The organism is Alkalimonas sp. (assembly GCF_020831925.1).
In the GTDB taxonomy this organism is placed as follows: Bacteria; Pseudomonadota; Gammaproteobacteria; order Enterobacterales; family Alteromonadaceae; genus Alkalimonas.
This window is the reverse complement of record NZ_JAFIFQ010000035.1, coordinates 1-21,138: the sequence shown is the minus strand read 5'-3', so window position 1 is coordinate 21,138 and position 21,138 is coordinate 1. Positions and strand designations below refer to the sequence as shown.

Below are 21,138 nucleotides of genomic sequence, written 5' to 3'. Positions count from 1 at the left end.
GAGCTTACAGGTTATTGGGTACTCAGTGTGTTTATGAATTGGTCAGCAAAATAGGTTGCTGCTGCTGATCCAGCGCAATTTGGATATCGGCCCGCTGAGGCAGTTGCTGCCAGCTGGCACGGGTTAAGCGCTCAAAACTCTGCATAAAGTGGGTCAGTTGCTGTGGGGTCATGCCCTGACCACGCTGTTGCCAAAGTTGCTGTTCTTGTTTGGCCCGCCACCGACAGACCGAATCCCAGTCCGGAGCCTGCAGCCAGATCAGGGGTGTGAGCAACTGCCAGTATTGCTGATACAGGCCGCCCAATTGCTGGTTGATGAAAGCTCGCCACTGACCGGTCGGATCGTCGTTGGCTTCCAGGTTATTTTGTGGCAGGTACAGCTCCTGCTCGCTTTGCGGTCCTATCCCCAGACACCAGCCCTCGACGATCAGCAGCTGCAGTTGCTGCGGCGGCCGGTCGCTGACCGGTTCATCCAGGGCTTTATCAAAACAGGGCAGCTGGACCGGCTTGGCTGCCAGCACCCTCTTCGCATCGGTGATGGCTCTGTTGATGGCATGGGTACCGGGGACGCCCCGCTGGGCCAGTAAGGGATGCACCTGCTCTGCCAGTTGCTGGCGCTGCGCTTTACTCAGGTAATAATCATCCAATGATACCGTGGCTGTAGCCAAACCCAAAGCCGTCAGTTGCTCGGTCAGCAAGCGTGCCAGCGTGCTCTTGCCACTGCCCTGAGCACCGCTAATGCCTACTACGGCAGGTGTAGGCAAGGTTCTTAAGCTGGCACAAAGGGTATCCAGCAACTGTTGGTAGCTAGCGCTGGCATCAATCCGTTGCATGGTCATTGTCTTCTTTGCCCGTGCTTGCCTGTTCTGCCGGCTCCAGCCAGCGGTACAAGGTGCGACGGGTAATACCCAGCAATTGGGCGGCTTTTTGTTTGTTACCAGCGGTATGTTGCAGCACTTGCTGCACATAGTTGCGCTGCAATTGTTGCAGGCTGGGCCAGCTGGTGTGGCTTTGTGATGGCTGGCCGGCTTCTGGTTGATAATTGCAAATACGGCCGGGCAAATCAGCCGGCTGAATATCAGCGCTATCGGCAAAGGTGAAAGCGCGCTCGATGGCATTCTGTAGTTCCCGTACATTGCCGGGAAAAGGATAGCGGTACAGGCAATCGAGCGCTTCCGGGCTTAAGCCCTGCACATTTTTGGGCTGCTGCTGTTTTAACTTTTGTAAAAACACATCGGCCAGCAGCTCCAGATCATCGGCGCGTTCACGCAGCGGCGGTACCTGCAGGCTGAAGGTTTCCAGCCGGTAAAATAAGTCGGCACGGAAGCTACCCGTCTCGACTTTTTGTTCCAGATCCTGATGGGTCGCGGCCAGAATTCGTACATCGATGCTGTCTTCCTGATCACTGCCAACCGGGCGGATTTTGCCTTCCTGCAAGACCCGTAATAATTTGGCTTGCAGCAACAAGGGCATTTCAGCGATTTCATCCAGCAGCAGGGTGCCGCCATCGGCTTCTTTAAACAGGCCCTGTCGGGCGTTACGGGCTCCGGTAAAAGCGCCGGCGGCATGGCCGAAGAATTCACTTTCCATCAGCTCGGCCGGAATGCCGGCGCAGTTCACGGCAATAAAAGGCTTGTTGATACGGGCACTTTGCTGGTGAATGGCCTGAGCGACCAGCTCCTTACCACTGCCGCTTTCTCCGAGGATCAGTACTGCCCCCTGAGCCGGGGCAACCTGAGCTATTTGCTGGTACAGCCGACGCATGGCCCGGCTTTTTCCAATAATCCCTGTGATACCTGGTGGACTTTCCAGTTGCTGTTGCCGCAACTGCTGTACTTCGCGTTGCAGCGCCTGGTGGGCCAGTAAGCGTTGCACCGACAACGTCAGGTGATCCAGATCAAGCGGCTTGGTCAGAAAGTCGTCGGCCCCCTGTTTTAAGGCGGCTACGGCCTGACGTACGGTGCCAAAAGCCGTGATCAGCAGGAGGGCCGGCGGATTGCTCCGTTGCTTGAAACGGCTCAGCAGCTCCAGGCCACTGATACCGGGCAGGCGAATATCGCTGATCACCAGCGCAAAGGACTGATCTGCCAGTACAGCGAGCAGGTCTTCTGCTTGGCTAAAGGTGGTCACTTGATAGCCCTGGCCGGTCAGCTCCTCCTGCAGCAACTCAAGTAAAGCCGGATCATCTTCCACAATGGCCAGTTGGCTGGGCGAGATGGTCATACGTGTGACTCCTTAGCGGCGGGCAAGGGTAGGATCAGTGTCAGGCGGCAACCGGTCACTGTGTTATTGGGCTGCGTTTTGTTGGACAGTTGCACGCTGCCCTGATGCTCCTGCAAAATTTGCTGCACAATGGCCAGGCCAAGGCCTGTGCCCTGGCCTTGCGGTTTATTGGACACAAAAGGTTGCATCACATCTGCCGCCGCCTTGCCAGCTGGCAGGCCTGGACCATCGTCTTCAATCAGGATCTGCAATGACTGCTTATCGGCAATGACTTGCAGCAGCACCTCGCTGCGCGCCGCCTGAACGGCATTGCGCAGACCATTGACCAATGCCAGCTCAAAGCGATCCGGGTCCATTGTTAGTTCTATAGGTGGGCAAGGAGCCAGCAGCCGTGGCTCGGCATCACCTGGTTGTAGCTCAAAGCTGATGCTGGTGAGTGCCTGCTGTATCAACTCCGGTAAAGAGACGGTTTGCCAGCTGGCAACCGGTGTATGGGCAAAGGCCTGCAATTGCGTAACCATCCGGCTAAGACGTTGTACCTGGCCACGAATGGCATCCAACTGGCGCTGGCTGTCTTCGTCCTGTTGCAGGCGCAGTAGTCGTTGTGCCCGGCCATCGATCACGCTAAGCGGTGCCCCCAGCTCATGGGCAACCCCACTTACCACCTGACCAATAGCGGCCATGGTTTCTTGTTTCTTCAACTGTTGCTGCATGCGTTGCTGCTGCTTTTGCTGGCTGAGCAATTGCTGCTGCGCTTTGGCCATATCGTCCAGCATCTGATTGAGGCCAGCCGCTACTTCGGCCAGTTCGGCCGGACCATCCAGTGCTGCGCGATGCTTGCTGTCACCAGCCGCGACCTTACGCATACTGTCTACCAGTTGGTGCACCGGCTGGCCGATAGCGCGCTGATGACCGCGCCACATGATCAGCAGGCTGAGCAGTGCCAGAGCCAGCCAGCTCAACCAGGCCAGGGTCGACATCCGATCCAGGCTTCGCTCAAAATCACTGCCTTTGCGGCTAATTTGCAGCAAGCCATGGATCTGACCGCTGCGATCAATCACCGGTAAAAAATGCGAAAACAGCGATTGGCCAGATACCGAGTGGTAGCCATCCTGCTGCAGACCGGTGCGAACCACTTCCGAAGCCAGTTCACTGTCGGAAAGATCGCGCTCGGTCACGCCGGTGGCTGCCACCAGGCGGCCATCGGTGTCGTAAACCGAGGCGCCATAGACCCGGCCTATGGTAAACACCGACTCAAGATGGGCGTTGATGGCTGCCATATCCTGTTGCAGCAGTGCATCGCTGATAGGAACCCGGATGGCCCGGCCAATCAGCTCCAGATCGGTGCGTAAGCTATTGCTGACCAGCTCACTGGTTAAGGCCAGGCCAAAGCGAATGGCCAGCCCTACCAGCAATAGCATAGGTAGCACCACAAACAGCAGCAACCGTCGCTGCAGGCTGGCTTGTGGCCAGCGGCGTAGGTTGGATAAAATTGTCACATCACCTCCTATTGTGTGTCATTAGTATACACAATGATGAAGGGCCTGGCAGCCTACGCTTGGGGGTTTTTGATTTAATTTATTGATTATCAATTACTTATGGTGAAATATTCAAGTTGGTACGGCTTTCGCAATCAGGTAAGTGAACTCAAACTAAAGGAGTCCCCTTATGAAAAAAACTGCTATTGCCCTTTGTCTGGCCGCCTTCTCTGCCACTGTCACCCTGGGTGTTGCTCAGGCAAATCCTGCAGCCATGCAGCCACAACAGCAGCAACAGGTTGAAATCACAGAAGCCAAGCTACTGCAGTTCACCATGGCAATGGATGCCATTGGCGAAATCGGCGCTAAATACGAAGTAGAATTTCAAAGCGCTGAGAGTGCTGAGCAGGCCCAGCAAATTCAGCAGCAGGCTCAGAATGAAATGGTAGAAGCTGTTGAGTCTGCCGGCCTTACCGCGGAGCAATACAACGCTATTGCTCAGCAAGCCCAGCAGGATGAAGAACTGCGCGAGCGTATCCTTAGCATGTCACGCGCTGACTCTTAAATCGCGCCCGGCTCCCTTTTCAGCCTGAAGTAAGCGTTGGGCTGAAACCCCTGACCAAACCCTGCCATGCCGGCAGGGTTTTTTATCAGTAGCTAAGCTCGACTTGGCTGGTACTTTTTCGGCAAAGCCGCTAGGCTAACAGCATGATTATTCGTTGAATACCGCCTTTATGCTGAGCAAAATAGCCAACCCCTTTGTGCGCCTAACCGAGCGTTATCTGCCGGATCCCTTTGTGTTGGTATTAGTATTGACGCTGCTGGTGTTTGCCGCCGCCATGCTGTTCCAGCAACAGACGCCGTTGGCGGTGCTGCGTTATTGGGGCGATGGTTTTTGGGGCTTACTAAGCTTTGCCATGCAGATGATGCTGGTGCTGGTGACAGGTTTTTTACTGGCGACCACCCCTTTGGTGCAGCGGGCTTTGGATGCCTTGGCTGCGAAGGTACAGACGGCCGGTACGGCCATTGTGCTGGTGACGCTGGTGGCACTTGTTGCCAGCTGGCTGAACTGGGGCTTTGGCCTGGTGGTGGGCGCTTTTTTCGCCAAAGCGTTGGCGCGGCGGGTGGCGGTGGATTACCGTCTGTTAGTAGCCAGTGCCTATTCTGGTTTTGTCATCTGGCACGGTGGCCTGGCCGGCTCTGTGCCGCTGACCATCGCTACCGAAGGGCATTTTTCTGCAGCCTTGATTGGCGTGATCCCAACCAGCCAGACCATTTTCTCCGGCTTTAATCTGACCCTCACCTTGTTGCTGGTGCTGCTGATCCCACTGCTAAACCGGCTGATGTTGCCGAATAAGGATGAAGCGGTATTGGTGGACCCGGCCAAACTGACTGAGTCAGTCAGAGCGTCGCTAAAACCAGAGCGCCCGGCCGAGCATCTGGAGCACAGTCGCTGGTTGGGCTGGCTGTTTGGTGGCCTGGGGCTTGGGTACTTGCTGCTGTATTTTAGTGATGGTGGTGGGCTGAATCTAAACAGCGTCAACTTGCTGTTTTTATTTGCTGCGATTTTACTGCATCAGAGCCCGCGTAATTTGCTAAGCAGTTTGCAGCAGGCGATTTCCGGCAGTGCCGGTATTTTGCTGCAGTTTCCATTTTATGCCGGCATGATGGCGGTGATGGTGCAATCGGGCATGGCCGCCAGTTTGTCGCAGTGGTTTGTTGGCTTTGCCAGCAGCGAGACCCTGCCATTCTGGAGCTTTTTAAGTGCCGGCCTGGTGAATATTTTTGTGCCCTCGGGTGGTGGTCAGTGGGCGGTGCAAGCTCCGATCATGCTACCAGCAGCGCTGGAGCTGGGCGCCGATATTGAGCGGGTCGCGATGGCGGTTGCCTGGGGGGATGCCTGGACTAACTTAATTCAGCCATTCTGGGCCTTGCCCGTCTTGGCCATCGCCGGTTTAAAAGCAAAAGATATTATGGGGTTTTGCCTGCTGCAATTGCTTATGACCGGCTTGGTGATAGCAGCGGTGCTGACTTGGTACTAACCGTACAGCAGAGAGCTGTCAGTTTTGCTATAGTGGCGCAATAACGGTGGCGTAATAACAATAGCGTCATAACCTTTTTTACCAACCAGGGAGCTGATGAGTATGCAACATGTCGTGATTACCGGCGGGAACCGCGGTATTGGTTTATCGTTAGTGAAGCAATACTTGGCCAAAGGCTGCAAAGTGACGGTGGTGTGCCGCACCATGTCGGCCGAGCTGGCCGATCTGGACGTGACGGTACACAGCGGGATAGATTTTAGCCAGCCCGAGCAATTGCAGCAGGTCGCTCAGCAGTTTTCCAAAGGCTCGGTCGATATTCTGATCAACAATGCCGGCATTTTCAGCAATGAAACACTGAATGAGCTGGATCTAACCCGCATTCAGGCACAATTTCAGGTAGATGCGCTGGCCCCGCTGGTGCTTAGTCACGCCATGCTGCCGGCGCTGACAGCGGGCAGTAAAATTGCCATGATCACCAGCCGGATGGGGTCGATCAGCGACAATGGTTCCGGTGCTTATTACGGCTATCGCATGGCCAAGGCTGCGCTCAACGCTGCCAGCGTGTCGCTAAGCCTGGATTTGGCCAGTCAGCACATTTATGTCGGTATTTACCACCCGGGTTTTGTCAAAACCCAGATGGTGGGCTTTGCCGGCGATATCAGCCCGGATGAAGCGGCCCGCCGTTTGGTGGAGCGCATCAGCGAGCTTTCGGCGGATAATAGCGGCCAGTTCTTTCACAGCAATGGCGATGCCTTACCCTGGTAACAACCTGGGGTGTCGACTAAGGACGTTCAGATGAGGATTGCAATCATCGGTGCCGGTGCCATTGGTGGCTGGCTGACCGCTTTGCTGGGGCAGCATTTGGCCGAACAGGTGCAGCTGTCGGTACTGGCCCGAGGCGTTACGCTGCAGGCCATCAAGCAGCATGGCCTGCAATTGACCCAGGCTGGTCAGGTGCATCAAGTGCGTGTCCGGGCCAGCGATAGCCCCGCGGAGCTTGGAGCACAGGACCTGGTGATCCTGGCAGTGAAAGCCCAGTCATTGCCTGGTGTCGCTCCGGCCGTGGCTGAGTTGATAGGTCAGCATGGCAAGGTACTGGTGGCGATGAATGGGGTGCCTTGGTGGTTTTTCCATGGCGCAGGGGCAGCACTGGCTGCGCCGCTAAAAACGGTGGACCCGGGCGGTACCATTGGCCAGTTGATCCCGGCCGTGCGCGTCATTGGCTCAGTGATCCATGCCAGCTGCCGTACCAGGGCGCCAGCCCAGATTGAGCATGTGATGGGACAAGGCCTGATCCTGGGGTTACCTGATGGCCAGATCACGCCCCAGCTGCAACAGTTTGCGGCTTTGCTTGAGCAAGCTGGTTTGCAGATCAGTCTGTCAGAGTATATTCAGCGGGATATCTGGTACAAGCTATGGGGCAATATGACCATGAATCCGATTTCGGCGTTAACGGGGGCCAGCTGCGATCAAATCCTTGATGATGCGCTGGTGCGGGATTTTTCTGCCCGGGTGATGGAAGAAGCCAGGCAGATCGGCGCTGCGATTGGTTGCCGGATTGAACAAAGTACCGAGGATCGCTTTGCCGTGACCGCCAAGCTCGGCGCTTTTAAAACCTCGATGTTGCAAGATGCGGAAGCCGGTCGAAGCCTGGAGCTGGATGCTCTGGTTGGCTCGGTGCGGGAAATTGGCCAGCGGCTTGGTATTGCTACTCCCTGGACCGATGCCCTCTATGGCCTGACCCGGCAGATGGCCAGCAATCGGGGATTGCTGGCCTAGCCCTTTAGTACTTGCTGTCCAGTAACTGTTGCAACGACTGCAGCTGTTCACGGTTTAGATCGGTCTGTTCCAGCATACGACGGATCACCTCAAACGTGTGTTCGGCGACTTTCATCCGAATATCAAGGATGTGCTCAGCCATCAGCTCATCATCCCCGCTGCGTATAATTAGCTGCTTGATGCCATCCTTATCCTGCCAATGCACTCTGGGGATGGGTGGGATAGGCGGAATGGGAGGGAAGTCTGGCCGACTGAGCAACCGCTTTAGTTTTTCCTGCCGTTCAGGCTCCAGACTGCTGAGAAACTGCTGCCATTCCGCACTGTCTTGCCAGTCACGACCGGAAAACTGCCACTCCTGCCGTTCACCATCCTGCATCAGAATGATCCGGGTTGATTGCGCGCTGTTGGTTTGTTCTTTGGCCTGGGCGGATTGTACGCTGCAGCCAGTGAGTGCCAGTGCTACCGCTGCGTAAAAGATTGCTTTCATTGGTTGTCTCCTGTGGTATGAGTTCACCGCAGTGAATGAAAAAGCCGTGCCAAAATTAAAGTGTTTTATTTTCAATAATTTATTTTCCATCTATGCAGCTTGTTGCGGATATCATCCTAATGACTTCCGGATTTGCGGAGATGGTTGTGTTTTTCGCAATACAGCCCGGAAGCAGCGGTAATTGAGTGTGTAACTTGGCTTGTTTTGTATCAGAAGTCGTCTTGTAGTCAGGGCGTGTTGATCTCTGCTGGTTGCTTTTGCGGCTGCTGGGCTGGTATTTATACAAGGCAAAGGTCAGCACGCCCCAGAGTTGGCATATAGTTTGTAAGGCTGTGGATGCTGATGTGGTACCGCTGGTGAAAGATGGGGTGGCTTGATTGATTTTGGAGTGCAGATGTCGATACGTTGGATTTTATCATTAGGAATTATAGGGCTCTTGCTGGTGATGGCGATCAGTCAGATTTTTCTGATCCACAGCTTCAGGGAGCGGATTGAGCAGCAAATCAGCAGCAGCAGCTCGGAGTTAACCCAGGTGGTACTGGATGAAGCCAAGCGGCAGTTGATTGAGATCCCCTTGCCACCAACCCCTCCTGAACCGCTGGAGATCCTGCGGGATCTTAAGCTGCCGCCACCGGAAACACTGCGTAACCGCGAAGAGCGGGAAGCCTGGCGCCGCGAACTACAACAGCAATTAGAGCAAAACCGCGAGGAACGGCAAGCCAGGCAACAAGAGTTCCAGGCTAACCAGCAGGAGTGGCAAGCCTGGCAGCAGCAGGTACAGCACCAGGTGCAGCAGCAAATGCAGCAAAACCTGCGTATTGTGATCCAGCGGCAGTGGAGTCCGGAGGCGATTCGGGCTCAGGTGGAACAGGCACAGCAACAAATGCAGCTGCAATCGGCCGCGCCCCTGTTTCGGGAGTTCACCACCTATACTGTGATGCTGATTGTATTGAGTACCAGTATTGCCATGCTGATCTCCTTGTGGTTAGGTCACCGACTTATCCAGCCATTGCATAGCCTGGTGGCAGGTTTTCGTACCTTGCAGCAGGGGCAGCTGGGGCAGCAGATTTCGGTACAGGGCTTACGGGAATACCGCTATGTCAGTGCCCAGTTTAACCTGATGAGTGTCCGGCTGGCTGAGCTGGCGCAGATGGCCGAACAGGCACAGCAACAGCAGCATCTGGTGGAGATTGGTGAAATGAGCCGGGGGCTGGTGCATGCGCTGCGCAACCCGTTGCATACCCTGACCTTATTGATGGAGCAACTGGGGGATGAACCCGATGCAGATAAACGCAGGCAGCTGATGCAGCAGGCCGAGCAGAAGATCCAGCACATTAATCGTAGTCTGACCTCGGTGTTAACACTAAGTTGTGCCGAAGTAGACCGGCAACAGCAGGTCTCTGTCAGCGCTATTTTGCATGATTTGCGGCTCGAGTTTTCTGCCAGCCCGGTGCGGATTGAATTGGATGCACCCACTGATCTGGTGCTGGCCGGAGCCGAACAGGAGCTGCGTGCTATTATTCATACGTTGCTGAGCAATGCGGTGGAAGCCAGCCCGGCGAATGGCATGATTCGTATCCGGCTGGATGTGCAGTGCGCTGCGCTTTGCATCACCGATCAAGGCAGCGGTCTGGAGCCGGCTATTGCCGAGCAGTTGTTTCAGCCGCACATCAGCAGCAAACCGGCAGGCGCTGGTATGGGGCTCTACATTGCCCAACGTCTGATGCAGCGCTACTATCAGGGGCGCATTTCCCTGGAGAACCTTGCCTCAGGCGGCTGCCGGGCCTGCTTGTTTTTTGCGGAGTTAAAGTGATGAAAGCCACCTTGTTGCTGGTAGAGGACGATCCACAGCAGCGTGAGTTGCTGATCCAAATTCTTAGCGCTGAGCCGTATCAGATCCTGGCTGCCGATTCGGTGGAAAGCGCCATTCTTTTATTGAAAGAGCACCCGGACATCCAACTGGTGTTCAGTGACTGGAAGCTTGGAGCCCGCACAGCCATGCTGTTGCTGCAGTATGTGCGCCAGCATCTGCCGGAGCTTGGCTTTGTGGTAGCCACCGCTTATGGCTCCATCAGTCATGCGGTGGAAGCGGTTCAGGCCGGTGCGGACGATTATCTCAGCAAGCCTTTCAAGCGACAAGAGCTGCTGCTGGCGATTGAGAAAGCACTGCGAGCGTCGGCACTTCGGCTACAAAATCGCCGACTGACCGCCAGTTTGTCAGAGCAACAACAACTGGTGGATCTGGTGGGTAAGGCGCCCTGCATGCAGCAGTTGTTTGAGCGCATCAGCCGGATTTCTCCTACCCAGGCGACGGTGCTGATTACCGGCGAAAGCGGCACCGGCAAAGAGCTGGCTGCCCGGGCACTGCATCAATTGTCGCCGCGCCAACAAGGTCCTTTTATGGCACTAAACTGCGGTGCCATCCCAGAGCATCTGGCTGAAGCTGAGCTGTTTGGCGCCGAGAAAGGGGCTTACACCGGCGCCAGTCAGAGCAAAGCAGGTAAGTTTGAAGCCGCCCAGGGCGGTACCATTTTCTTAGATGAAATTGCTGAATTGCCCCTTATTCTGCAGGCCAAACTATTGCGTTTGCTGCAAGAGGGCACCGTAACACGGTTGGGCAGTCATCAGGAAATTGCGCTGGATATCCGGGTGGTGGCTGCCACGCATCAAAACTTAGTTAAAGCCGTGGAAGCAGGGCGCTTTCGGGAGGACTTGTATTACCGACTGAATGTGGTACCGATCAGAATGCCAGCGCTTAGGGAGCGGGCCGAAGACATTCCGCAACTTATTCAGCACTTTTTACGCTTGCACCAACAGCGGTATCAGCTGCAGGTGCCTGAGCTTAGTAAGGCGGTATTACGGCAACTGATGGATTACCACTGGCCTGGTAATGTGCGCGAACTGAGTAACCGGCTGGAGCGCTTTGTCCTGTTGAGCGACGAACAGGAGCTGGTACAGGACCTGCGCAGCAAAGCCAGTACCGTCGGGCCGGATGCCGGAGTATTTCGGTTGCCCGAGCAAGGCATAGCGTTTGAAGACCTGGAGCAACAATGCCTGCAGCAGGCACTGGCACTGGCTGAAGGCAACAAAACCAAGGCTGCCAAGTTGCTGGACATGCCCTACAAAGCATTTTTGTACCGGCTGGAAAAGTTTAACCTGACCCCTTAAGTTGTTACCCCTTAAGTTGTTTTTCCGAGCCCACAGAAAAATTCGGTTTGGCTGTTTTTTGAACTGTTTGCGCTATACTCAAAACCGGCGCTGTTACCGCTTGGCGGTATGCCATTGTGCAACGCAGAGGGAGGCATCGCCATGACATTTAAACGTATTATTCTGTGCTGTGACGGCACCTGGAATGAACCTCAGAACAACCCCACCAACATTGTAAAAATTGCCCGGGCTATCCAGCCGATGTCGGAGGATGGCCACCATCAGGTGGTGTTTTATGATCAGGGTGTCGGTACGTTGGGGCGGGTCGACCGCTTCTTTGGTGGTGCTTTTGGGATAGGAGTGGAACGCAATGTGTTAAGGGCTTACCGCTTTTTGGTTCATAACTACCAGCAGGGTGATGAAATATATTGTTTTGGTTTTAGTCGGGGTGCCTACACCGCAAGAGCGGTGGTTGGTATGGTGCATGCACTGGGGCTGGTATCGAAACAGCAACTGCATGAACTAGGAGATGCTTATCGCTACTATCGTTCTACGCCTGAGCAGCGAGCTAAACAATGGCTGAACAACCCCTATCAGCATAACTACCGGCCAGCCATTCGTATGGTCGGGGTCTTTGATACCGTGGGTGCTCTGGGTGTGCCGGTATTGGCTTTCAACCATTTGGGTCGCTCCCGAATTGGCTTTTTTGATACCCACTTAAGCCCCCTGGTCAAACATGGCTACCATGCGCTGGCGCTGGATGAAAAACGTGAGCCTTTTGCCCCGGATTTGTGGACTGGGGAAATACAGCCCGATCAAGAGGTTGAGCAATGTTGGTTTGCCGGTGTTCACTCCGATATTGGTGGTGGTTACCCACGCACGGGTTTGTCGGATACCTGTCTGGAGTGGATGCTGGAAAAAGCCCGGATGCTTGGATTGAGTTTTGATGAGTTTTATCTGGAGCAACAACTTCGCACCGCCCCGATGCAACGCGAGCACAACTCCTATACCTGGCCCTATCGTTTACTGGCTTTCCTCAATAACGGGGTGTATATACGCCGCATTTATGGCCGAAGTGATGAAACCGCTATGGGCATTCGGGTCCATAGCAGTGTCTATCAACGCATTGAGTCGGGCTACTATCGGCCACAGAATCCGGATTTACCAGCCACCCTGGCTGATTATCTGGCTAGCCTGCCAACTGGTGTGCAGGATCCCGCGGCTAAGGTAGTAGCGAAAGATGGGCGGGAACGCCGGCAGTACCCACGTGTGGCCGCCAAAGCGGATGCGGACTCAGCCCGTTTGTATTTGTCTACCGAGGCCTTTGAGTGTCAGGTGCTGGATTACAGTGAACAAGGCGGTGTGCGGCTGCGTTGCAGCAAAGCCATGCAGCCAGGCACGCGATTGCAGTTGGCTTTTGAGAAAACCGGGCTACGTCAGGCAGTATGCGTGTGGCAGCGCGGTGATGAATCCGGGCTAAGATTTGCGGCTTGAACCCATGCATTTTACGCAGCAAACACGCTAAAAACGGAACTGGCGTTTTGATGGTTGAGCGTCTAGGCTTACTGGTTGAACCCAAAGCCGGAGCGGGAAGTCCCGGCTAGTTTTTTGATACAAACAACAAGGATGCTTGCTATGAAATCTGTTTTGATATCACTGTCGGCGGCTCTGTTCGCCTTTTTCATTACACCAGCACAAGCCAACTCACTGAAACTGGATATGGAGCCCGGTTTGTGGGAGCACAGCTTTTCCATGAAAAGTGAAAGCGGTGAGTTGGAAAAAGCTATGGCGGAGGCCCAGCGGCAGCTTGAAGGCTTACCAGCAGCACAGCGCCGGATGATGGAATCCATGCTGGAGCAGCAAGGCATTCGTTTTGGTGGTACCAGCTCTTCAATCCGGGTGTGTTTAACTCAGCAAGAGATTGATCAGGGCATGTTGCCGCAGCAGGATGGGTGTCAGCAGACTCTGGAGCCTCAGGGTGATAACCGCTTTCGTTTCAGTTTCCAATGCGATACCAACCCACCTTCCCGTGGTCAGGGTGAAATGGTGTTGGAAAGCCCGCGTGCCTACCGCGGCAATGCGCAGTTTACCACCGAAGTAAATGGCCGCGCCGAGCGCATGACCATGCAGCAGCAAGGTAAATGGCTGCAGGCTGAGTGTTCATCATAGGCAAAGCGTGAGCCATCAGCCCTTTTGCTGACGGCTCACTCCGACTTGGTTAAGTCAGGCGTTTAAAAGCAAGCATTGCCGATACGCCCTGCAGGCTAGTACTGACAATGAGCAGTAGCAGGTGCAGCCAAAGTGCATGCCCTTGATCCATGGCAATCACCTTCAAGCCAATTTGCGACACATGGTAGCTTGGCCAAATCCAACTGGCGTGTTGCAGCACTTGAGGTAATAGGGTGATGGGTAGCCACAGGCCGGATAAAAAAGCCATCGGCAGGTACAATAGGTTGACCACCCCCGGTGCGGCTTTATCACTTAGGGTGAAACCTAGAATCAGTCCGATGAAGGCAAAAGGCAAGGTACCTAGCAGAAGCACCAGCGCGAGCAGAAGCCACTGCTGGGTGGCTAGCCGCACTTCAGCCAACAGTGCGGCGATGCTAAAAAGTGCCACGATAATTACCAGCGCAAACACCAGGGCTGTACTGAGCTTTGCCAGCAAATAGGCGCCAAGCGGCATCGGTGAGAGCCGCTTTAAAGTCAACCAGCCGTGCGTCCGGTCGCTGGCAATATTCATCGCGAAATTGAACATGGGAGGGCCCATAATGCCAAAGCAGGCGTAAGTCACCAGCATATAGGCACTGGCCGCGCCGGTATTTAAAAAAACACCAAAAAACAGATAGAAAACGGTAGGAAATGCCAGCGCTGGCAACACAAACCCCGGCGTGCGCCAGACACTGATGAAGTCGTACCAGATTTCTTTACGATAGACGATGGCAATGTTCATGCGGTTTACTCCTCGATAGTGGCGTTGCTTTGGGTCAGTTGTAAGAAGGCCTGCTCCAGCGCGACCGGCCGCACTTCCAGCTGGCGGACGCTATCATCAGCCAGCAGCAGGGCTTTTACGGTGCACTCGGCATGGCTGCTGTGGAGAATACAAAGGCTTTGCTCGCGCTGCAGGTGCTTAACACCAGGCAGGGTCAGCAAAGCCTGGTCACTTAAGGCACTTTCGCATTGAATGACCTTGTAACGGGTTAAGGCTTTCAGCTCAGCCGGGCTGCCGCTGGCAACCACCACGCCTTTATTCAGGACAGCGATACGATCAGCCAGTTGCTCGGCTTCTTCCAAATAATGAGTGGTGAGTACGACGGCTACACCCTGCTGTCTTAGCTGGCGCACTTGCTGCCACAAAGCGCGCCTTGCTTCGACGTCCATGCCAAGCGTAGGCTCGTCCAGAAACACCAACTTCGGTTTGGCCGCCAAGGCCAGTGCAAACAACAAACGCTGCTTCTGGCCGCCGGATAAACGGCCAAAGCGCTGTTTGCTATGATCTTCCAGCCCGGCCAGAGCGACCAGTTCCGATGCACTGTAACCATTGCTATAGTAGCTGCTGAACAAATCGCACTGCTCAAACACGGTGAGATTGGCGCTCAAGCTACCGATTTGCATCATCACACCCAGCTGCTGGCGTAAGGCTCTGCTGCGCGTGATGCCATGTTGCTGTTCACCAAAGAGATGGATGTCGCCACTATCAGCTTTGACCAAACCTAAGATGGCTGAGATGAAGGTGGTTTTACCGGCCCCGTTCGGACCCAGGAGGCAAAGTACCTCGCCGGCTGCCAGGCTAATATCAACACCAGCCAATACGACGTTCCCCGTATAGGCTTTGGTCAGGTGGTTCACTTCGAGTGCTAACATTGCCCTTACTCCGCTTTCACGCTGTGGCTGCGCAAGAACTGCACTATCTGCTGGTTCAGCCACTCTGGCGCATCCGCCATAATGAAATGCTTGGAATCCGCAGCAAAAGCAAAGCTGTGGTACTGTGCCGGTGCATTCGCCAGTTGGTTTTCATAGTTTTGCTGGACTTGCTCTGGGGTGCTGTAAGGTGCGCCATGTTGCAGTGCGCCCAAAGTGAGTACCGGCACACGGATAGATGCCAGTGCGGGCCTTAAATCTGCCTGCATCAGCTCGCCCATCACTCGGCCCGAGGTTTGCCCATCTGAACGAAACATGTCGTTCACAATGCGCTGATGCCAACTGGCGTTATTGGCCATCCCTTTGGCTATGGCCATAGGATCAAAACTCGCAGGCGTGGCATCTTGTGCGGTGCTGTCGCTGGCTGGGGCTTGTGCAAAAAGCACCCCCAATGCCGGTAGGCCATCGATGTTCACCGCCCCGCCGATGGAATCGGGCGCTGCAGTAGCTAATGCAAGTGCCAGGTAGCCTCCCAATGAGTGGCCAATGATCACAGGTTTATTCAGTTGCTGCTGCCTTATATAGCGTAAAATGGCTTCTTGCTGCGTGATTAAAAAACCAACCTCCCATACATCATGCGACAGCGGTGCTACCCCGCCAAACCCGGCCAGGGTAAACACATGCAACTGATAGTCGGCCTGCAGTGCCTCGACGGTGCTGTGCCAAACATCACCAGAAGATGCCAGGCCAGGAATAAGAAGAACGGCAGGTCCTTCACCGACGACGGTCACGTCAAAACAAGTGCAGCTTGGTTGTTCTGCAGCGATGGTGGCTTTGGGTTGTGCCATCTCAGCCTGGATAGCTACCGCAGGCAGGCTGACCAAAGCGCCGGTGAAACCTAAAGCCAGAATCAGGGTGCGAATTGGGGTATTGAATGGGTTCATGGTAAGTGCCTCATGTTAGGTTGTCTGGTGTCGATGAGGCTAGTCTAGGCCGATGGTATTGCTGGCACAGCTAACGCTTGTCAGCAATTGAGGATGACAACTGTCATGCCGTCCTGTGATGGTTGTCACTGGCAGGGTCGCTGCCATTGCGCGTACACTGTTTGCAGTCAAGCGCGGGAGATACAAATGCAATCCTTCGATAAACTGGAAACGAAACTGAGCTGGGTTTATCTGATCAACCTGGTGTTCTTTGTTATACCCTTGTTTACCATGCGCTTTGAACTGTGGCAGTACCTTGCCATGGCTACGGCTTTACTGACTTTTCTCTATTGCTATTTTTGGGCTTATCGTTGCAATCGCAGTGACATGGTCAAACCCATCGTTGGGATTGTGGTTGTTGCTGTGTTGATCACACCGGTGAACTATGGCGCTATTGCCCTATTCGCTTATGCCGGCTTTTTTATCGGCTATGCCTACAGGCTGCAGCGTTATCTGCTTCTTATGACAATACTCATCGCGCTCTTGGTGCTGCTGTATGTATTGCTGGGTATTCAGTGGGAGCTGTTTCTGTTTATGGGCGTTCCTATTGTGCTGGGCGTCAGTCTGTTAGGTCGTGTTGAGCAAGCCAAGCAGCGGCACCGAGCATCTGAGCGACAAAGTGCGGATGAAATTAAACAGCTGGCGACCATGGTAGAGCGGGAGCGAATCGGCCGCGATTTGCACGATATTTTAGGTCATACTTTATCCAGCATTATCTTAAAAGCTGATTTAGCTGAAAAGCTGCTAACGCGCCAGCAGACAGAGGCTGCTCAGCAACAGCTGAGTGAGTTAAGTCAGATAGCACGCGATGCCTTAAGTCAGGTGCGGCAAAGCGTGTCGGGCTACAAACATCAAGGTTTAACCGCAGAAGTGACCAAATTGCTAAATCGTTTGCGCGATGCGGGCTTTCAGGCTGAACTTAATGGGAAGCTGCCAAGCATGGATCCTCGCCGCGAAACGGCTGTGGTATTGGCATTAACCGAGCTGGTGACCAACATCATGCGTCATAGCAAAGGCGATAGTTGTCAATTAGGCTTTGTGCAGCGAGGTAATCAATTGCATATTCATCTTAGTGACAATGGCAGTTGCAGCGAGCTGAAAGAGGGGAACGGTATTACAGGTTTGCGTGAGCGGCTGGCGGCTATTGGTGCTTCTTTAACATTTGAGCAGGGCGAAGGTATGACTGCCAGAATTCAACTTCCCTTGCAGGAGCAGACCCAATGAAGATTCTGTTGGCTGAAGATCAGGCCATGGTGCGAACCGCCCTTGCCGGCTTGCTGCGATTGGAATCCGGTTTTTCGGTGGCCGAGGCTGAAGATGGTGACAGAGCGCTGATGTTGTTAAAGCAAGAATCCTTTGACTTGCTGCTGAGCGATATCGAAATGCCCGGAAAAACCGGCATTGAGCTGGCGTGCTATGTTCAACAGCAAAAACTGAGTACCAAGGTGGTGATTATTACCACCTTTGGTCGTGCTGGTTATGTGAAGCGGGCGATGGATGCTGGTGTCGGTGGCTTTTTGTTAAAAGACGCTCCGGTTGAACAACTGGTGCAGGCTATTGCACAAGTGATGGCCGGTAAAAAAGTGGTCGACAGCGAACTGTTGCTAAACTCATTGGGCGAACAAGATCCACTCAGTGATAAAGAGCGCCAGGCGCTGCGTCTGGCTGCTGACGGTAAAAGCACCAGTGAAATCGCGGCGGCTCTTTATATTGCCGAAGGGACAGCCCGTAACTACTTGTCTGATGCCATCAATAAGTTAAACGCCGCCAACCGGATTGATGCCGCCCGTATTGCCCGGCACAAAGGTTGGCTGTAATACAAGCCAGTGCTTTAACGCTTTTGCTGGCGGCTTTCAATTGCCGTTACTTTGCCTTGCTCCAGCGTAATGCTGACCAAATAATTGCCACCAATGGCGCCGGGTAAAATATATGACCAGGTTTCAATGCGGCGGCCAGTTTCCTCCGGCTTGGTGCTGATGGCATGCACTTCAACATCTTTGCTGACTGGTTCGCCGGCCCGGTCCAGCAGTTCAATGCGACTCATACCACAGTTAATCAATCGGCCATCGTTCAGTCGGAAGCCACAGGCTGAGGCGGTAAAAGAGCTGAACAACAATGTGCCAGTTAACAGAAACATAAAAGTTCTCATGGTGCTCTCCTGACTATGTATTGACTTAGTGTAAAACAAATACCTTAAAGCCAGATGAACAGTACAGGATAGGGTTAGCGTATTATTGCCATGACATTAACAATGCTTCTGGCTATGGGCAGGCTTACCCCTTGTTCCATAAGTTCTGATGTGCTGGCAGGCTAAAAAAATCATTTGGTTGCCAGCATCTGGGTAGCAGTTGTCGTAAAAAGCGTTGTTCGGCATCGGCAAATAATTTGGTCAGAATTTCCCGTAGCCGCTCAGGCGGCACCACTTCGAGCTGCTTACGAGCGGGGCGAAAGTAGAGGTTTTGCTCCGTCGGAATGGTATAGTCTTTACCGGTATTTTTGTACTGTAGGTTGCGGGTGACCACACGACAGTGCGGCACTTGCGGTTGCTCAGGATAGAGCGCATTGACGATGGCAAACTCGTATTTATCCCGGCTTTGCTCGCTGGCTCTGGGCGGAATAAAGGCCAGGCCATAGCCTTGTGGGAATAAACCGGTGATCCGTAACAACTGATCGACCCAGTCGGCACTATACAACTGCTGCTGTACGCCTTGCTTTAATAACAAGGCGGCTTTGGGCAAGGCCTCGTAGCGAAAGCGCTTCCGGCCCGGCATCATAATGGACGCATAGACCTGGGGCACTTTTAGCAGGTTACCAGCCCCCTGACCGGGTGCTTGAGCCGCCTCCAATTGTTGTTTTATCCATTGATGCTGTCTCTGTTGCAAGCGTTCGTGCTGCTGACGCTCGCCTTTATCGCTACCCTGATAAGGCCAGGCTCCCAACCCCTGTTGCAGCAATTGCAGGCTACCCTGATGACTTTGGAGCAAGAACTGATAGCGTGCGTCGCTGTCGAGTTCGGTGAGTGGATCCAGCCGCCGCTCGGCATTCAACAGCAGCTTTTGCGCCGCCGGATGCAGTTGACCAAACTCTTGTACCAGTATGGCTTGCAACAAAGGGAGTTGAATCTGATTGCGGAATGGACAGAGGGTACTGGCAGTCGGATCGGACTGACGTTGTTGCCAGCATAGTTGCCAGCTGGATGGCATCTGATCCCGCTCCAGCCGGTGATCCAGCAGTCGCAGTGCCAACACCATCTTGTACAGCAATTTATAACTGAACTGGACTTCCAGCACGCGTTTAGGTTGATGTGGTACCAGCAACTGCAAACTACCCAACAGGCGGGCAGAACGGGTCAAGGTTTCTGCTTTGCTTTCACCCTCGGACAATTGCAGCAGCAGTTCACAGCAATAGACGCTTTGCTCCAGCCGCTTTATACGCTGTTGTTCTAATTGGTAACTTAATTCGGTATAGCGACGACGATGCTGACTAAGCGCCGGATCCTGCTGTGCCTTGGCATCCTGCCAGCGTTGTTGCAAGGACTTCAATTCCTGCCAGGCATGTTGTTCTTGTTGAAAGTAGGTCCTCATCTGGCCAAACAGTGAGTCCTGAGGTTGGTTGGCCTGATAAAGCGCGGTCAGCAAAGCATTTAGTTGCCGTAAAAAGACATTGGCATAGATGTTTTTATCAGCGGTTTTGGCCAAGAAGATTCCCTCATCCAATAATTGCGGAAACTAACCTTAGGTGCCTGCTGCAAACTCAATCCGAAAAGGTCGACAAGCTCTCGATAACATACGCCAACACCATAAAAAGTAAAGTCTGATCTTGGTCGGGCGGCTACTGTCTGTTGGTGCAACCGGGCCAAAAAAGCGGTGTTATGAATACGTATTCATCTTGTCCATTGGTTAAATTCTGTCCATAACTGTGCAAGGCATCACCGATGCCGGGTGGGTTGGTGCAACAGGGTGCAATGAATAGAACCTGCCATAACAACAAGAAAATCGGGGACAACAGACATGTTGAAGACCAAAAAAACGCTGCTGACACTGGCGCTTGCCGCGGCCGGGATCAGCGGTTTGGCGTTGGCTGATGCCGAGCATGATGTGTCAGTCAGTGCCGAAGAGCAGGTGGAAGTGATCCAGGTGCGTGGCTTTGCCAGCAGTTTATTCCGCTCACTGGATGCCAAACGTTTTAGCGACATTGTCTCTGAGACCATTTCAGCCGATGATTTAGGCGCCTTGCCGGATGTGTCTATGGCCGATGCGCTGACGCGCTTGCCGGGAGTTTCGGCGGTTCGTACCGGTGGTCAGGCCGCCGAGATCAATATTCGCGGCATGTCGGGTGGCTTTGTGTTTTCCACCTTAAATGGCCGTGAGCAGGTATCAACCAGTGGCAAACGCAACATTGAATTTGATCAGTACCCGTCTGAGCTAATCAATTCGGCCGCTGTGTACAAATCACCCAAAGCCTCCTTGATAGAAGGTGGCGTGGCCGGTACGGTTGAGCTGGAAACAGCCAGCCCACTGCGCAATACCGAACAACATAGCTTTACCGTCAACCTGCGTGGGATGTACAACGATCGCGCCACTGAGGTGCCAGATGGCCAAAGTGTCGGCCACAGGTTCAGCTTTTCCTACCAGGGCAAGTATCTGGACGATACGCTGGGGTTGGCGCTGGGTTATGCCCGCTTGTATCAGCCCAGTGTGGCGACGCAGTTCATTGGTCTGGCCTACAATGCGCAAAAAGATGTCACTGGCAATGGCCAACCTGAGTTTTTAAGCGAAGGTTTTGAAATTCAGCACCGAGGCGGTGAAGAGACCCGCAATGGCTATCTGGCATCCATCGAGTGGGTGCCGGTCAGCAACTTCACTTTAAAAGCAGATGCCTTCTTATCGCGTTTTGATAAAGAAGCCTTTGCCCGCGGTTTTCGGGTGAAGCTGGGCGGCGCCAGTGCCGCCGTTGGCAACCCGGTACTTAATAACAGCTCGGTGATTGGTGGTACCTTCAACCGCACCTCGCAAAGCTTTACCCGGGTGGAAATCGTCAACGACGACAACCGGGATTTCAACAAAGTGAACAGCTTCGGCGTCAATGCCGACTGGGATGTCACCGACCGGCTTAATCTGTCGCTGGATGTCTCGCGCTCCA

Annotated in this window: 20 protein-coding genes; 11 read left to right on the top strand and 9 right to left on the bottom strand. The window is 54.0% G+C overall.

Annotated features, from left to right (window positions below; genetic code table 11):
- Positions 1–31 precede the first annotated feature (31 nt).
- Genes JJU14_RS11535 through JJU14_RS11525 form a run of 3 tightly spaced genes read right to left on the bottom strand, consistent with a single transcriptional unit; the run spans position 32 to position 3,721 of the window.
- Positions 32–832, bottom strand: coding sequence for a kinase (locus JJU14_RS11535; RefSeq protein WP_228613698.1), 801 nt, complete (start codon positions 830–832; stop codon positions 32–34).
- Complete coding sequence (locus JJU14_RS11530) at positions 819–2,222, bottom strand: sigma-54 dependent transcriptional regulator (protein ID WP_228613696.1); 1,404 nt, start codon at positions 2,220–2,222, stop codon at positions 819–821. The genes JJU14_RS11535 and JJU14_RS11530 overlap by 14 nt, the downstream gene beginning before the upstream one ends.
- Entirely contained in the window at positions 2,219–3,721 is a 1,503-nt protein-coding gene (locus tag JJU14_RS11525) for an ATP-binding protein (protein WP_228613694.1), read from the bottom strand. The genes JJU14_RS11530 and JJU14_RS11525 overlap by 4 nt, the downstream gene beginning before the upstream one ends.
- 169 nt (positions 3,722–3,890) lie before the next feature.
- Between JJU14_RS11525 and JJU14_RS11520 the strand changes: the two genes are divergently transcribed.
- From JJU14_RS11520 to JJU14_RS11505, 4 genes are all read left to right on the top strand, one after another.
- The gene (locus JJU14_RS11520; protein WP_228613692.1) at positions 3,891–4,265 is read left to right on the top strand and encodes a DUF4168 domain-containing protein; all 375 of its coding nucleotides are present in this window, start codon (positions 3,891–3,893) and stop codon (positions 4,263–4,265) included.
- 169 nt (positions 4,266–4,434) lie between these two features.
- Entirely contained in the window at positions 4,435–5,742 is a 1,308-nt protein-coding gene (locus JJU14_RS11515; RefSeq protein ID WP_228613730.1) for a TIGR00366 family protein, read from the top strand.
- A gap of 96 nt (positions 5,743–5,838) precedes the next feature.
- Positions 5,839–6,507, top strand: coding sequence for an SDR family oxidoreductase (locus JJU14_RS11510; RefSeq protein ID WP_228613690.1), 669 nt, complete (start codon positions 5,839–5,841; stop codon positions 6,505–6,507).
- Between the two features lie 30 nt (positions 6,508–6,537).
- Positions 6,538–7,521 carry a 2-dehydropantoate 2-reductase gene (locus tag JJU14_RS11505; protein ID WP_228613688.1) on the top strand — a complete coding sequence of 328 codons (984 nt, stop codon included), beginning with the start codon at positions 6,538–6,540 and terminating at the stop codon, positions 7,519–7,521.
- 4 nt (positions 7,522–7,525) lie between these two features.
- On the opposite strand, the gene JJU14_RS11500 is transcribed toward JJU14_RS11505, so the two are convergent.
- Positions 7,526–8,008 carry a hypothetical protein gene (locus JJU14_RS11500; RefSeq protein WP_228613686.1) on the bottom strand — a complete coding sequence of 161 codons (483 nt, stop codon included), beginning with the start codon at positions 8,006–8,008 and terminating at the stop codon, positions 7,526–7,528.
- A 394-nt stretch (positions 8,009–8,402) separates the two neighbouring features.
- Between JJU14_RS11500 and JJU14_RS11495 the strand changes: the two genes are divergently transcribed.
- The 4 genes from JJU14_RS11495 to JJU14_RS11480 all read left to right on the top strand — a co-directional run bounded on the left by JJU14_RS11495 (position 8,403) and on the right by JJU14_RS11480 (position 13,324).
- Positions 8,403–9,821 carry a HAMP domain-containing sensor histidine kinase gene (locus JJU14_RS11495; RefSeq protein WP_228613684.1) on the top strand — a complete coding sequence of 473 codons (1,419 nt, stop codon included), beginning with the start codon at positions 8,403–8,405 and terminating at the stop codon, positions 9,819–9,821.
- On the top strand, positions 9,821–11,176 hold the full coding sequence (locus JJU14_RS11490; protein ID WP_228613682.1) for a sigma-54 dependent transcriptional regulator: 1,356 nt from the start codon (positions 9,821–9,823) through the stop codon (positions 11,174–11,176). Before JJU14_RS11495 ends, JJU14_RS11490 begins: the two co-directional genes overlap by 1 nt.
- A 141-nt stretch (positions 11,177–11,317) precedes the next feature.
- Complete coding sequence (locus JJU14_RS11485) at positions 11,318–12,649, top strand: DUF2235 domain-containing protein (RefSeq protein WP_228613680.1); 1,332 nt, start codon at positions 11,318–11,320, stop codon at positions 12,647–12,649.
- A 141-nt stretch (positions 12,650–12,790) separates the two neighbouring features.
- Complete coding sequence (locus tag JJU14_RS11480; RefSeq protein WP_228613678.1) at positions 12,791–13,324, top strand: DUF3617 domain-containing protein; 534 nt, start codon at positions 12,791–12,793, stop codon at positions 13,322–13,324.
- A gap of 49 nt (positions 13,325–13,373) precedes the next feature.
- Here the strand turns inward: JJU14_RS11480 and JJU14_RS11475 are convergent, their stop codons facing one another.
- The 3 genes from JJU14_RS11475 to JJU14_RS11465 are packed head-to-tail and all read right to left on the bottom strand — an operon-like array spanning position 13,374 to position 15,957.
- Positions 13,374–14,105 carry an ABC transporter permease gene (locus tag JJU14_RS11475; RefSeq protein WP_228613676.1) on the bottom strand — a complete coding sequence of 244 codons (732 nt, stop codon included), beginning with the start codon at positions 14,103–14,105 and terminating at the stop codon, positions 13,374–13,376.
- 5 nt (positions 14,106–14,110) lie between these two features.
- Positions 14,111–15,016 (bottom strand): ABC transporter ATP-binding protein, encoded by a 906-nt coding sequence (locus JJU14_RS11470; protein WP_228613674.1) that lies wholly within the window; start codon positions 15,014–15,016, stop codon positions 14,111–14,113.
- 5 nt (positions 15,017–15,021) lie between these two features.
- A complete protein-coding gene (locus JJU14_RS11465; RefSeq protein WP_228613672.1) occupies positions 15,022–15,957 on the bottom strand; it encodes an alpha/beta hydrolase in 936 nt (311 codons plus the stop codon).
- Between the two features lie 186 nt (positions 15,958–16,143).
- Between JJU14_RS11465 and JJU14_RS11460 the strand changes: the two genes are divergently transcribed.
- Together JJU14_RS11460 and JJU14_RS11455 are read left to right on the top strand one after the other, a co-directional pair.
- A complete protein-coding gene (locus JJU14_RS11460; RefSeq protein ID WP_228613670.1) occupies positions 16,144–17,220 on the top strand; it encodes a histidine kinase in 1,077 nt (358 codons plus the stop codon).
- Positions 17,217–17,813, top strand: a complete 597-nt coding sequence (locus tag JJU14_RS11455; protein ID WP_228613668.1) for a response regulator transcription factor — start codon at positions 17,217–17,219, stop codon at positions 17,811–17,813. The genes JJU14_RS11460 and JJU14_RS11455 overlap by 4 nt, the downstream gene beginning before the upstream one ends.
- Before the next feature lie 14 nt (positions 17,814–17,827).
- On the opposite strand, the gene JJU14_RS11450 is transcribed toward JJU14_RS11455, so the two are convergent.
- Together JJU14_RS11450 and JJU14_RS11445 are read right to left on the bottom strand one after the other, a co-directional pair.
- Positions 17,828–18,145 carry a DUF2845 domain-containing protein gene (locus JJU14_RS11450; RefSeq protein ID WP_228613666.1) on the bottom strand — a complete coding sequence of 106 codons (318 nt, stop codon included), beginning with the start codon at positions 18,143–18,145 and terminating at the stop codon, positions 17,828–17,830.
- Between the two features lie 124 nt (positions 18,146–18,269).
- Complete coding sequence (locus JJU14_RS11445; RefSeq protein ID WP_228613664.1) at positions 18,270–19,694, bottom strand: hypothetical protein; 1,425 nt, start codon at positions 19,692–19,694, stop codon at positions 18,270–18,272.
- 312 nt (positions 19,695–20,006) lie between these two features.
- On the opposite strand from JJU14_RS11445, the gene JJU14_RS11440 reads away from it, so the two are divergent.
- Positions 20,007–21,138, top strand: a 1,132-nt coding sequence (locus tag JJU14_RS11440) for a TonB-dependent receptor plug domain-containing protein (RefSeq protein WP_228613662.1), incomplete at its 3' end; no start/stop codon positions are given.